This window comes from Cryptosporangium japonicum (genome assembly GCF_039524755.1).
Taxonomy (GTDB): domain Bacteria; phylum Actinomycetota; class Actinomycetes; order Mycobacteriales; family Cryptosporangiaceae; genus Cryptosporangium; species Cryptosporangium japonicum.
The window spans coordinates 96596-109729 of the sequence record NZ_BAAAGX010000028.1 but is presented as its reverse complement, the minus strand read 5'-3'; the positions used below and the strand labels follow the sequence as shown (position 1 = coordinate 109729).

Below are 13134 nucleotides of genomic sequence, written 5' to 3'. Positions count from 1 at the left end.
GGCCTCAGACGAACGGCCACCCCGACGGCTGTCCCACCGCGATCCGCCCGGGAATCGTCCACTGCGTCGTCGACAGGTTCGCCGACTGCGCCGCGGCGATGCCGTCGCGGAAGATCCGCCCGAGCCGGCTCGCCCGGTAGAGCGGCTCCGAGCTGCCGAGCTCGTACATCGCCACCAGCACCGTGCGGGCGGTCTCGGTGACGTGGCAGAGGGCACCGCGCACCGCGGCGCGCTGCTCGTCGGTCGTCTCCGCGCCCGCGGCCACCGTGCGGTCGAGCTCGCGCTGGGTCTCCAGCAGCAGCAACCGGGCCGCGGCCACCTGGGAGAGCGCGCGGCCCACCGCGACCGTCACGTGGTCCTTCTCGGCCAGCGGCACACCGTCGAAGCCGCTCTTGGCCGGGGCGATCCTGATCACCTCGTCGATCGCGGCCTGCGCCATCCCGATCAGCACGGCGCCGCAGCCCGGGAACAGCAGGTTGATCGCCGGCAGCCGGTAGGCGGGCCGGTCGATCCGGTTGGGCGCGAACAGGCCGGCCGTCCGGGTGTCCGGCACGAAGACGTCGTCGGCCACGACCGTGTTGCTGTCCGAGGCCCGCATCCCGACGACGTCCCAGGTGTCGAGCACCGACACGTCCGCGCGCGGCACGACGCAGAAGCGCAGCCCGGCGAAGCCCGGCCCCGCCGACGGGTCGGCCCCGGCCAGCAGGAACCACTCGGCCACGTGCGCACCGCTCACGATCTTCCAGCGCCCGGTGAGCCGGTAACCCCCGTCGACCGGGGTGAGCAGCCCCGGCTGCCCGGAGTTGGCGATCAGCGGATCCGCTCCCTCGCCCCAGATCCGCGCCGCGGCCTCCGCCGGCAGCCAGCCCGCGGCGAACCCCACGTTGAAGTTCCAGAGCAGCCAGGCGGTCGGGCCGTCCATGCGCGCGACCTTCGCGTAGAAGTCCAGCGCGGCGGCGACCGGTGCCTCGTGGCCGCCCAGCTCGACCGGCGTGAACAGCCGGAAGGCCCCCCGGTCACGCAGCTCGGCCACCAGCTCCGGGGCGAGGCGGCCCTGGTCCTCGGTAGTGTCTCGGTACTTCTCGATGGCCGGGCGCAGCAGCTCGGGCAGTTCGTCGATCGACACGGTCGTCCCTCGGTTCCGGGCCCGGTTCTCGGGCCGTCGGAACGAGATGCGGCCCACCGGGTCTTTCTGCGCGCGGTTCGGGGTGACCTACGTCTCAGCCGGTGCGGCTCGTCCCGTAGACGAGTCCGAGCTGCGCGACCCGGCCCTCCCGCATCCGCAGCAGCCAGGCGAACGTCGGCGGGCAGTGCTCCGGGTCGGACGGCGGGTTCACGAAGTCGCCCTCCCAGACCAGCACACCTCGGCTGCCGACCGCGTCGTGCAACCGGGTGACGACACCGGCCTGCAGCGTGAAGTCGATCATCGTCCGCATCATCGAGCGGTCGCCGACGATGCTGCCCTGGACGACGACGGAGGCGTCCGGGCGGAACCAGTCCCGGACGACGTGGTCGTAGCCGTCGGTCTCGATCGACGCGAGGTGCTCGCGCGCCCGGAGCCGGTGGGCGGCGGCCTCGGTGTCGGTGGCGCGGTAGGCGTCACCGGCGGTCTCGCGCAGCGCACGGGCCAGGGCCCGGCGCCCGTCACGCAACCGGCTGCCGACCGTGTCGAGGGGGATGTCGCAGAGCTGGGCGATCTGGTCGTAGGACGAGAACCGGCTGAAGTACCGCAGCAGGACGACCTCGCGGATCGGTTCCGAGAGGCGCGCGACCGCGTGCCACACCCAGTCCCGCGAACCGGCGCGCTCCAGTGCTTCGTCCGGCCGCGGATCGCCCGCGGGCGGGAGCAGGAGTTCCGGCTCGGCGACCGGGAGCGGGGTGCGTGCACGCAACTGCATCCGGCAGACGTTGCGCACTATCGCTTTCAGCCAGGGGCCGATCGCCTCCGGATCCCGGAGCTCGGGTAACCGGCGGAACGCGGTGAGCACCGCGTCCTGCACCGCGTCGTCGACCTCGTCGACGTAGCCCAGCAGGGAGATCGCGATCGCGCGCAGCGCCGCACGATGCCGCTCGGTGACCACGGCGAACGCCGCGGTGTCCCCGCGCTGGGCCGCACGCGCCAGCTCTCCGTCCGACTCCGCACCGACCGACCACATGGCACCCCAGTCTGCCAGCACCGGCCCGGGCGGCCCCCGTCTCGCTCAGTGCGCCGAGGGCCGGCCGCGCGGCCACCGTTTCGCTCAGCGCGCCGGGCCGGGCCGGGCGGCTCGCTCAGCGCGCTGCCGGGCCTCGCCGGCCGAGGCGGGCCAGGGCGGCTCGGCCGGCGCCACGGACACCGGCGGCCAGGAACGTCGTCCAGTCGAAGTAGTCACGCCAGAGCGTGATGCGACCCCCGTGCACCTCGAACGTTCCGCACACCCAGAACTCGGCTTCCCACGACCCGCGCCGCAGCACGTCGGTGCGCTCGGTCAGCACCACGGCGCCGTCCGCCGCGAGGTGATGCGTCCGCGCTTCGAACCCGCTGCAGAACCGCAACATCTGACGCAGCGTCCGCCCCACCGCGGCCCGCCCGCGCGCGGGACGCAGCGGCACGTTCTGGTACACCACGTCATCGGCGACGAGAGCCAGCGCGGCCTCGACGTCGAGCCGCTCCAACGCGGCCAGGAACTCGGCGACCACCGCCCGCGGATCGTCCGGCACGACGGGCCGCTAACCCAGCAGATCCGCGCCGACGAGAATCGCGAGAACAGTCAGAATCGGCAGGTACCAGAGCACGCGCTCGAGAAATTTCGGGGCGTCCGTCATGGACTCAGGATACCGGGCCGCGCCATCACCGGAGGGGCCGATCCGGCTGGTGATTCCAGGACAGCGCACCCAGGGTGTCGAGCAGATCACGCAGCACGGTGGCGTCCGCCGGCACGGCCGGACCGGCGGGGACCGGGAGCGCGCCGTCCGGCAACTCGGTCAGGACCGGCTCGTGGTCGGCCGGCCGGAGAGCTCTCGACGCGCCGCGGCGCGCAACCGGCGTTACCTTACCTGCGTGACCACGCTCTCACGGTTCGTGACCAGGCGGCGTAGGTGGATCCTGCTCGGCTGGCTGCTGCTGACCGTGGTGGGTGGCTTCGCGGCGCCCCGGGCGACGGCCGGGCTCTCCTACGACTTCTCCCTGCCGGGTCAACCCGGGTACGAGACCAACCAGGTCATCGCGCAGCGGTTCGGGTCGGGCGGGGACGCGGTGCCCGTCCTGCTCGTCGACGACGACCCGTCCCCGGAGAAGGCCGGGCGCGTGGTCGCGGCGGTCGAACGGGCGTTGCCCGGTGCCGACGTCCTGTCCTACGCCGACGAGAGGTCGCTGGCCTCGGCCGACGGGCGCACGGGGGTGGTGGTCGTCTACCCGCGCCTGGTGCCCGGCCCGGAACCCTACGTCGCCGCGCTGCCCGTGCTGGCGAAGGTGGCCGAGGCCCAGCAGGTCGCGGTCACCGGCAAGGACGCGCTCGCGGCCGAGGGCGGCGGCGACCGGGGCGCCACCGTGCTGGTCGAGACCGTCGTCGGCGGAACCGGGGCGCTGATCGTCCTCCTGGTCGTGTTCGGCTCGGCGCTGGCGTTGATGCCGCTGCTGGTCGCGGCCGCGTCGATCCTCACGACGTTCCTGATCGTCTGGGGCCTCACCGCGATCACCGACGTCTCGTTCATCGTGCAGTTCCTGCTGGCGCTGATCGGCCTGGGCGTGGCGATCGACTACGCGCTGCTCATCGTCACCCGCTGGCGCGAGGAACTGGGCCGGGGCGTGGACCCCGACGAGGCCGTGCACCGCGCACTGGCCACGGCGGGCCGGGCGGTGTTCTTCTCCGGTGTCACGGTCGCGGTGAGCCTGGCGGCGCTGATCGTCCTGCCGGTTCCGTTCCTGCGCAGCGTCGGCTTCACCGGGCTGCTCATCCCGGTCGTCAGCGTGCTGGCCGCGTTGACGCTGCTGCCCGCGCTGCTGCTCACCGCCGGCCGGCGGCTGGACTGGCCGCACCGGCGCACCGGCGACCCCGACAGCAGGCTGTGGCGGCGGGTCGGCACCGTCGTCGTGCGTCACCGCTGGGTGTCGGCGACCGCCGCGACGGTGGTGCTGCTGCTCCTGGCCGCACCGGTGCTGACGCTCCGGCTGGGTGAGCCGACGAACGCGTCGCTGGCCTCCTCGGACGGGCCCGCCGCGACCGCGATCACCCGGCTGGACGACTCGGGGATCGGCTCCGGACTGTCCACCCCGGTGGAGATCCTGACCGGTGACGCCGCCGCGGTCCGGGCCGCGGTGGCCGGCCTGCCCGGCGTGGCCGCGGCGATCGTCCGGCCGCGGACCGGCGACGGCGACACGCTGGTCCGGGTCTGGACCACCGAGGACACGTCGTCGGCCGCGGGGTCGGACACGGCGGCGGCGATCCGGTCCGCGGCCGAGGCCACCGGTGCCCGGGTCGGCGGCCGGCCCGCCGGTGACGCCGACTTCATCGCCGCGGTCTACGGCAACGCGTGGTGGGTGATCGGGCTCATCGTCGTCGTCACCGCACTGCTGCTCACCCGCGCGCTGCGCTCGATCGTGCTGCCGGTCAAGGCGCTGCTGCTCAACGTGCTCTCGCTGGGCGCGGCCTACGGCATCACGGTGTGGATCTGGCAGGACGGGCACGGTACCGAGGTGCTGTTCGGCCAGCCGGCGTCGGGCGCGATCACCACGTGGGTGCCGATCGCGGTGTTCGCGTTCCTGTTCGGGCTGTCGATGGACTACGAGGTCTTCCTGCTCTCGCGCATCCGCGAGGAGCACGACGACGGTCTCGGCACCGACGAGGCCACGGTGGCCGGGGTGGCACGCACCGGGCGCCTGGTCACCTCGGCCGCGCTGATCCTGTTCCTGGCATTCGTCTCGCTGGCGCAGGTGCCCACCGTCGAGGTGAAGATCCTGGCGACGGCGCTCGCGCTGGGCATCCTCATCGACGCGACGATCGTGCGCGGTGTGCTCGCTCCCGCGCTGGTCGCCGCCCTGGGCGACGCCAACTGGCGGTCGCTGCGGAGGACCCGGTGACCTTCGACGGCTTCGACGAGTTCGACGTCCCGACGTCCCGGACGTCGGTGCACGGTGTCCGGGGCGGCTCCGGTCCGCCCGTGCTCCTGCTGCACGGCATCCCGGAGACGCATCGGATGTGGCACCGGGTCGCGCCGGCGCTGGCCGAGCGGTTCACCGTCGTCGCCACCGATCTGGGTGGGTACGGCGCGAGCGGCCGGCCGCCGAGCACGCCCGACCACGCGCCGTACCGGATGCGTGCGCTCGCGCGGGACCAGGTCGAGGCCATGGCGGCGCTCGGCTTCGACCGGTTCGCGGTCGTCGGGCACGACCGGGGCGCCCGGTGCGCGTACCGGATGGCGCTCGACCACCCCGGCACGGTCAGCCACCTCGCGGTGCTCGACGTCGTCCCGACCGCCGACGCGTTCGCCCGGGCCGACAGCGACTTCAGCCTCGGCTACTGGGTGTGGTCGTTCCTGGCCGCCCCGGCCCCGGTGCCCGAGAACCTGATCGCCGCCGCCCCCGAGGTTCTGGTCGACCACATGCTCGACGCCTGGTCCGGCGTCCGCGGCGTGTTCCCGGCGGACGTGCGCGCGTCCTACGTGGACACGTTCCGCGATCCGGCGGCCGTGCACGCGATCTGCGAGCAGTACCGGGCCGCCGCGACCCTCGACCGCGCCGACGACGAGGCCGACCGCGGCCGCCGCCGGATCACCTGCCCGACGCTGGTGCTGTGGAGCGCCGACGGCCCGGTCGGCCAGTGGTACGACCCGCTCGAGCTCTGGCGATCCTGGTCCACCGACGTCCGAGGCGCCCCGATCGACGCCGGCCACTTCCTCCCGGAAGAGGCCCCGGAGGAAACCCTGGACCATCTCTGGGGACTGCTGACCTAGCGGCCGATGGCTTCGGTGGCGGTGCTCCCGTCGATCAGCGGGCGGGAGCCCAGGAGCTGGGTCAGTGCCACCGGGAACAGGCGGAGCGGCGGGTACGGCTGGGGCGGCGGTGAGCCGCCACCACTGCTGTCTCGGCGCGACCGCGCCCCGGAGCGCGAACGCGAGCAGCGCGATCCCGCCGATGATCAGCCCCACGCGGACGAGGCGGATCAGCTCGTCGCGGCGAGCTGTCGCGACACCGCGTCGAGGTCGCCGGCGTCGGAGATCAGCCCGACGTACCCGTCCGGGCGGATCAGCACCAGCGTGTCCGGACCGGCGCCGTAGGCCTCGGCGAGGTGCCCCCGGGTGTCGGCCAGCTCGTCGACGCCGGTCGGCCGGTCCACCACGCGCAGCACCCGCAGACCGGGCCACCCCGGCGTGGACCGGTGGCCGAGCAGGGTGAAGACACCGCCACCGATCAGCGCGAACAGCCGGCGTTCGCCGCCCACCGTGAGCAGCCCCGTCGCGTCGGGCGCGCGGTCACCGGCCCGGAGCGCCGCGGTGTCGTCGCGGTCGTCTGCGGCGAGCGCGGAGCCGCGGTATCCCACGTCGAGCTGGAGCGTGCTGGCGTCCCGTCGGACCGGGACGTCGTTGTCCTCCAGCATCTGACGCAGGCGCGCGTCGGACAGCGCGAGGACGTGCGCGGCCACCGGACGCCGCTCGGACTCGTACGTGTCGAGCAGCGCCGGAGGCGCACCCTGCGCGACCGCGGCGAGTTTCCAGCCGAGGTTGTACGCGTCCTGGATGCCGGTGTTCATGCCCTGCCCGCCGGCCGGGGAGTGGACGTGGGCGGCGTCGCCGGCGAGGAACACCCGGCCCTCCCGGTAGCGGTCGGCGAGGCGGACGTTGGCGCGCCACAGCGACGACCACCGCGGCTCGTGGAGCCGGATGTCGGTGCGTCCGGTGCGCCGCTCGAGCGTCGCCTGCAGCGCGGACCGGGTGAGCTCCGGGTGCTGTCCCGGCGCGACCCCGGCCCCGTACTGGAAGAGGTCGGTCGAGGGCAGCGGGCAGAGGCTGACGACACCCTCCTCGTGCCGCCACGTGCGCCAGGCCTGCCGGTCGAGACCGTCCACCCGGCAGTCGGCCACGATCATCCGCACGTCCTCGCGGGTCTCGCCGACGAACGCGACACCCGCCTGCTTGCGGACGACGCTGTGCCCGCCGTCGCAGCCCACCAGCCAGCGCGCGGTGACCGTCTCGGCGACGCCGTCGGTGACGAGCCGGGCGGTGACGCCGTCACCGGACTGCGTGAAGCCGACCAGCGCGGTGCCGAACTCGACCGTGCCGCCGAGCTCGGCCAGCCGGAGCCGCAGCGCCTCCTCGGTTCGCCACTCGGGCGTGATCAGGCTCGCCGGGTAGGGGATGTCGGGGCGGTCGCGCAGGAACGCGGGCACCTCGCCGCCGCGCGTCACCCGGCCGTCCGGGCCGATCGAGTGCATCGGCATCGCCGCCCGACCGGCGGTGAGCACGCGGTCGATCACGCCGAGGTCCTCGAAGACTTCGAGCGAGCGGGGCTGCAGCCCTTTGCCGCGTGAGCCGCCCTGCGGGCCGGGCGCCGCCTCGATCAGCCGCACCGGCACGCCACGGCGGGCGAGCACGCAGGCGAGCGTCAGCCCGGTCGGGCCCGCGCCGACGATCAGCACTGTCGTCGTCATGTCGCTCCTAAGAAAGGTTTTCCTTCCTAGCGACGGTAGGCCGGATTGCTAAGAAAGGAAAGCCCTTCTATCGTGGGGGTGTGACTGACGAGCCGCGGCGCCGACGGCACGGCCCGGAGCTCGAGTCGGCGATCCTCGTCTCCGCCTGGGACGAGCTGGTCGAGGTGGGCTACGCCCGGCTGACCGTGGGGTCGGTGGCCGCCCGCGCACGCACCAGCGAGCCGGTGCTCTACCGCCGCTGGTCCAACAAGGACGCCCTGGTGCTGGCCGCGATCGCGCACCACCAGGAGCGTCACCCGATCGACCCGCCCGACACCGGCAACCTGCGCGACGACCTGCTCGCCCACCTGACCACCGTGAGCCACGCCCGGGCCGCCCACTTCGCCATCGCGATGGCAGCCGCGTTCTCCGGGCTGCTCGCCGGCACCGGCCTCACGCCGGCGCAGCTGCGGGCCCGCTTCATCGGCGACCAGGACCCGGCCCGGCGGCGCACCGTCTACCGGCGCGCCCACGAACGCGGCGAGATCGACCTCGACCGCATCCCCGACGCGGTGCTGGCGATGCCGTTCGACCTGGTGCGCCACGACCTGCTGATGGACCTCGGCCCGCCGCCCGCCGCCCGGATCGCGTCGATCGTCGACGAGGTCTTCGTGCCGCTGCTCCGTCAGTACCCGGGCCCGACGGAAACGCGGTAGCCGCGCTCCTTCGGTGGGCCCGGTCCCTCCTCCTCGAGGAGGAGCCGGCGCGCCGTCCCCATCTCGTTCGCGCGCAGGTACTGCCCCGGCTCGCCCGTTCCTATCGTCGTGTCGACCGCAGACGACAGGAGGACGCCATGATCGAGGCGCAGGCGCTGACGAAGCGCTACGGGCCCACGACGGCGGTGGACGGGTTGTCGTTCACCGCCTTACCCGGCACGGTGACCGGGTTCCTCGGCCCCAACGGTGCCGGTAAATCGACGACGATGCGGCTGGTGCTGGGCCTGGAACGCCCGACGTCCGGCACCGTGACGATCGGTGGGCGGCGCTACGCCGACCTCGACGCGCCGCTGCGCACGGTCGGCGCGATGCTCGACGCCCGCTCGGTGCACCCCGGACGCACCGCGTTCCGGCACCTGCTGGCGCTGGCCCGCACGCACGGCATCCCGCGTTCGCGGGTGGACGAGGTCATCGGAATGACCGGTCTGGAGTCGGTCGCCGGGCGGCGGGTGAAGGGCTTCTCGCTGGGGATGAGCCAGCGGCTGGGGATCGCCGCGGCGCTGCTCGGCGACCCGGGGACGCTGATGCTCGACGAGCCGGTCAACGGCCTCGACCCCGACGGTGTGCTCTGGGTACGCAAGCTGGTCCGCGACCTGGCCGCCGAGGGCCGCACGGTGTTCCTGTCCTCGCACCTCATGCACGAGCTGGCGCTCTGCGCGGACCGGGTCGTGATCATCGGCCGGGGCCGGCTGCTCGCCGACGCGTCGATGCCGGAGATCCTGCACCAGTCCGAACGGGCGGGCCTGGTGCGTGTGCGCACGTCCGACCCCGCGCTGCTCGTGCCCGCGCTGCTCCAGCTCGGCGGCGACGTCGTCGCCCAGCAGGACGACGTGCTGCACGTGCGTCACGTGTCGCTCGAGGACGTCGGGGTCGCCGCCGGCCGGGCCGGGGCCACGGTCCTCGAGCTGGCCGCCGAGGCCGGTTCCCTGGAGGAGGCCTATCTGCGCCTCACCGCCGATTCCGTGCAGTACCAGGCCGGAGGGGCCCGATGACCACGCTCACGGTGACGGGGCCGTCGCTGCCCCGGGTGATCGCCGCCGAATGGACCAAACTGCTCGGCCTGCGCTCGTCGACGATCGTCGTGGTCGTCACCGCCGCGGTGTCCGGCCTGGTGACCTACCTGTCGGCGAACGCCTCGTCGGGCGACCCCGGGTTCGATCCGCTCGACTCGCTGACCACCGGTCTCCCGGTGGCGGTCATCGGCCCGCTGGTGCTCGGCGTGCTGGTCGGGACGGGCGAGTTCAGCACCGGGATGTTCCGCTCGACGTTCGCCGCGGTGCCGCGCCGCCTGCCGGTGCTGGTCGCCCAGGTCGTGGTCACGACCGCGCTCGCGCTGCTGGCCGCGGTACTCGCGGTGGCCGCGGCCGTCGTCGGCATCCTTCCGCCGGCGTCCTCGCGGGGCATCACGCCGGACCTGCTGAGCGAGGGCACACCGCAGAGCCTGCTCGGAGCGGGCGGGTTCCTCGTCGGCGCGGCGCTGTTCGGGCTGGCGGCCGGTGCGCTGCTGCGCCGCACGCTCCCGGCCCTGCTGGCCACGATCGTCGTGACGCTGGTGCTGCCGGTCGTGCTGCTGCTCGCGTCCGAGCTCGCGTCCGACCCGCTGGCGGCCTCCGCGTCGAACACCGTCCCCACCCGCACCGCGGTGGTCAACACGATCATCACGTTCACGCCGACCGGTGCCGGTTCGCTGCTGACCGAGCCGAGCTCCTCCGGGGTCGACGGCGCCCCGAACATCGGGGCGCTCGGAGCCGCGCTGGTGCTGGCGGCCTGGGTGTTCGTTCCGCTCGGCGCGGCCGCGCTCCGGCTCCGCCGCCGAGACCTGGTGTGAGCGGGCACCGGCTGCTCGCGGTCACCTTCCCCCGGGTCCTGGCCGCCGAGTGGAGCAAGCTGACGAGCGTCTCCTCGACGCTCTGGATCGCGCTCGGCACGGTCGTCTCGACGCTCTCGCTGGCGTTCGCGCTGGGCCTGTTCGTGCGCGCGGGCGACGCGGTCTCCGGCGCCTCGGTGGCGGTGTCCGGGAGCCTCTTCGCCCAGCTCGGGATGCTCGTCCTCGGGGTGCTGGTCGGGGCGGGCGAGTTCAGCACCGGCACCTCGACGGTGACGTTCGCCGCGGTGCCCCGCCGGCTGCCGGTGCTCGCCGCGCAGACGCTGGTGACCGTCGCCGTCGCCCTGCCCACCGCGGTGGTGTGCCTGGTGGGGTCGGCGCTGGTGACCACCGCGGCGCGCAGCGCGGCCGGGCTCACGCTCGACCCGGCCGACGCCGGAACCGTCCGGATCCTGGCCGGGTACGTGCTCTACCTGACCGGCGTCGCGCTGTTCGGCGTCGGGCTCGGCGCGCTGGTGCGCCGCCCGACCGGAGCGCTGCTGGCCGGCGTGGTGCTGTTCGTCGTCCTCGACCAGCTGCTGGCGACCAACCCCGGGCGGATCACCGACGTCCTCCGGGCCGCGCTGCCGGCCGCCGGGACCCGCCTGTTCGCCGACGAGGGGGCGCTGCCGACCCACCTCGGTGCCGGCGGCGGGGGACTGGTGCTCGGTGCCTGGGTCGTCGCGGCGCTGGCCGCCGCCGCGTACCGGCTGCGACGCTTCGACGTCACATGAGCGGCGGAACGCCACGGATGTGGGAGGGTGGCCGGGTGAGGATGCCGGGGCGGCCCCGGGAGAGCGACGCCGCGGCCGAGCTCACCGAGTCGCACGTGCAATGGCCGACCGCACCCGGCCGGCTCTTCGCCGCCCGCCCCTGGACCGCCCACACGATCGTCGCCGCGGCCGTACTGCTGCTCGGGCTGATCACCACGATCATCGCCTCGGAGACCGTCCGCGGGTCCACCTCCCTGGGCCTCTTCCGGCCCGACGAGCCCGTGCAGGAACGCGTGGTGGGCACCTGGCTCGCCGGTGCCGCCGTCGGGGCGATCACGCTGACCGCCCGCCGCGCCTGGCCGCTGGGCATCACGGTCGTGCTCACCGTGCTGGCGCTCGTGTCGCTGCGGACCGCCGGTGTCCTCGGCGTCGTGGGTGTGTGCCTCGCCTGGGCGCTGCACGCCGTGGCCGCGCGCCACCGTGCCCGCACCGCCTGGATCACCGGTGCGGTGGTGCTCGGCGTCGTGTCGGTCGCGCTCTGGCGGTGGCAGGACATCGGGCTCGCCGAGATCCTGCTCTGGAGCGACACCTACCCGCTGACGGACGGCGGGGTGCCGGCGCGTCAGCTGGCCGAACCCCCGTTCTCGGCCGGGCGCCGGTCGATGTCGGTGATGCTGCTGCTCGCGCTGCTCGTCCTCGGCGGGGTGACCGGAGCGGGCGCCCGTACCCGCCGGCTGCACGCCCGCGACCTGGTCGAGCGGTACGCCGCGCTGGCCAGGGAACGCGACACCAGCGCGGCGCTCGCCCGCTCGGCCGAGCGCGCCCGCATCGCCCGGGAGATGCACGACATCGTCGCCCACAGCGTCTCGGTGATGGTGGCGCTGTCCGACGGCGCGCTCTCGGCCCTCGACCGCGCGCCGGACCGGTCGCGGGAGGCCCTCACCGAGCTGTCGCGCACCGGGCGGGACGCGCTCGACGACCTGCGCGGCATGCTCGGCTCACTGCGTACCGACGACACCGAGCCCACGGCGCCCACCGACACCGACCTGGCCGCGGTCGTCGACCGGTTCCGCGCCGCCGGGCTGCCGCTCACGACCACCGGGCTGGAGACCCCGCTGCCCCCCGACACCGTGCTGCGCCTGGCCGTCGTGCGGATCGTCACCGAGGGACTCACGAACGTGCTCCGGCACGCACCGGGCACCCGGTCGGTCGGGGTCGCGCTCCGTCGCGCCGGGTCGAGCGTCGAGGTCGAGATCGCCGACGCCGGGGGCACCCGGCCCGGTGCGGACAGCGGAGCCCACCGTGGTCTGATCGGCATGCGCGAGCGCGCCGAGCTGCTCGGCGGCCGGGTCGAGGCCGGCCCCGCCGCCGGGGGTGGCTGGCGCGTCCGGGTGTCGCTGCCGACCAGCGTTCCAGCCGGGGAGGACAACACGTGACGACGGTTCTGCTCGTGGACGACCAGGCCCTGATGCGCATGGGGTTCCGCCTGGTCATCGAGTCCGAGCCCGACCTCGATGTGGTCGGCGAGGCGTCCGACGGCGCGGTCGCGATCGACCAGGTCCGCGCGCTGCACCCGGACGTCGTGCTGATGGACATCCGGATGCCCGGGATGGACGGCATCGAGGCCACCGGACGCATCGTCGCCGAGCACCCGTCGTCGCGGGTGCTCGTCCTGACCACGTTCGACGTCGACGAGTACGCGTTCGCGGCGCTCCGGGCGGGCGCGAGCGGCTTCCTGGTGAAGAGCGCCCAGCCGGCCGAGCTCGTCGACGCGATCCGCACCGTCGCCTCCGGCAACTCGGTCGTGGCGCCCCGCGTCGTGCGGCGCATGCTCGACCTGTTCGCGTCGCACCTGCCGGACGCGGCCGACGGGGCCGCCCGGAACGACCTGGACCCTCGCCTGCGTGCGCTGACCCCGCGCGAGCTCGAGGTGCTCGGCTGCATCGCCGAGGGCCTCTCCAACGCCGAGATCGCCGACCGCCTCGTGCTCTCGGCGACCACGGTGAAGACGCACGTCGGGAACATCCTGGCCAAGCTCGGGCTGCGCGACCGGGTGCAGGCGGTGATCGCGGCCTACGAGTTCGGGCTCGTCGGCCGGGGCGACTGAGCACCGCCGGCGTGCAGCACGGGTGACGACTGTCCTCAATGCCCGGTCGAGACGCCGAATCACTGACAAA

The 13134-nt window shown here is 74.1% G+C and carries 12 protein-coding genes; 8 read left to right on the top strand and 4 right to left on the bottom strand.

Translation table 11 applies throughout. The features are described from left to right. Positions 1–4: 4 nt before the first annotated feature. The 3 genes from ABD437_RS31995 to ABD437_RS31985 form a co-directional block, all read right to left on the bottom strand. Positions 5–1126 (bottom strand): acyl-CoA dehydrogenase family protein, encoded by a 1122-nt coding sequence (locus ABD437_RS31995; protein ID WP_344652677.1) that lies wholly within the window; start codon positions 1124–1126, stop codon positions 5–7. Between the two features lie 94 nt (positions 1127–1220). Beyond that, the gene (locus tag ABD437_RS31990; protein ID WP_344652676.1) at positions 1221–2156 is read right to left on the bottom strand and encodes an RNA polymerase sigma factor; all 936 of its coding nucleotides are present in this window, start codon (positions 2154–2156) and stop codon (positions 1221–1223) included. Between the two features lie 115 nt (positions 2157–2271). Continuing rightward, a complete protein-coding gene (locus tag ABD437_RS31985) occupies positions 2272–2679 on the bottom strand; it encodes a limonene-1,2-epoxide hydrolase family protein (protein ID WP_344652918.1) in 408 nt (135 codons plus the stop codon). A 124-nt stretch (positions 2680–2803) separates the two neighbouring features. On the opposite strand from ABD437_RS31985, the gene ABD437_RS31980 reads away from it, so the two are divergent. Both ABD437_RS31980 and ABD437_RS31975 read left to right on the top strand, forming a co-directional pair. Beyond that, positions 2804–5059 (top strand): MMPL family transporter, encoded by a 2256-nt coding sequence (locus ABD437_RS31980; protein ID WP_344652675.1) that lies wholly within the window; start codon positions 2804–2806, stop codon positions 5057–5059. Then, on the top strand, positions 5056–5931 hold the full coding sequence (locus tag ABD437_RS31975; protein WP_344652674.1) for an alpha/beta fold hydrolase: 876 nt from the start codon (positions 5056–5058) through the stop codon (positions 5929–5931). Before ABD437_RS31980 ends, ABD437_RS31975 begins: the two co-directional genes overlap by 4 nt. A gap of 209 nt (positions 5932–6140) precedes the next feature. On the opposite strand, the gene ABD437_RS31970 is transcribed toward ABD437_RS31975, so the two are convergent. Then, positions 6141–7625 carry an FAD-dependent oxidoreductase gene (locus ABD437_RS31970; protein WP_344652673.1) on the bottom strand — a complete coding sequence of 495 codons (1485 nt, stop codon included), beginning with the start codon at positions 7623–7625 and terminating at the stop codon, positions 6141–6143. An 80-nt stretch (positions 7626–7705) separates the two neighbouring features. On the opposite strand from ABD437_RS31970, the gene ABD437_RS31965 reads away from it, so the two are divergent. The 6 genes from ABD437_RS31965 to ABD437_RS31940 all read left to right on the top strand — a co-directional run bounded on the left by ABD437_RS31965 (position 7706) and on the right by ABD437_RS31940 (position 13064). Continuing rightward, a complete protein-coding gene (locus ABD437_RS31965) occupies positions 7706–8320 on the top strand; it encodes a TetR/AcrR family transcriptional regulator (RefSeq protein WP_344652672.1) in 615 nt (204 codons plus the stop codon). Positions 8321–8457: 137 nt separating this feature from the next. Further along, positions 8458–9372, top strand: coding sequence for an ATP-binding cassette domain-containing protein (locus ABD437_RS31960; protein ID WP_344652671.1), 915 nt, complete (start codon positions 8458–8460; stop codon positions 9370–9372). After that, a complete protein-coding gene (locus ABD437_RS31955) occupies positions 9369–10208 on the top strand; it encodes a hypothetical protein (protein WP_344652670.1) in 840 nt (279 codons plus the stop codon). The genes ABD437_RS31960 and ABD437_RS31955 overlap by 4 nt, the downstream gene beginning before the upstream one ends. Beyond that, positions 10205–10978, top strand: a complete 774-nt coding sequence (locus tag ABD437_RS31950) for a hypothetical protein (RefSeq protein WP_344652669.1) — start codon at positions 10205–10207, stop codon at positions 10976–10978. Before ABD437_RS31955 ends, ABD437_RS31950 begins: the two co-directional genes overlap by 4 nt. Before the next feature lie 41 nt (positions 10979–11019). Then, positions 11020–12393: a histidine kinase gene (locus ABD437_RS31945; protein WP_344652917.1), complete on the top strand. Its 1374-nt coding sequence runs from the start codon at positions 11020–11022 to the stop codon at positions 12391–12393. Continuing rightward, positions 12390–13064: a response regulator gene (locus ABD437_RS31940; protein ID WP_344652668.1), complete on the top strand. Its 675-nt coding sequence runs from the start codon at positions 12390–12392 to the stop codon at positions 13062–13064. Before ABD437_RS31945 ends, ABD437_RS31940 begins: the two co-directional genes overlap by 4 nt. The last annotated feature ends 70 nt before the right edge of the window (positions 13065–13134 follow it).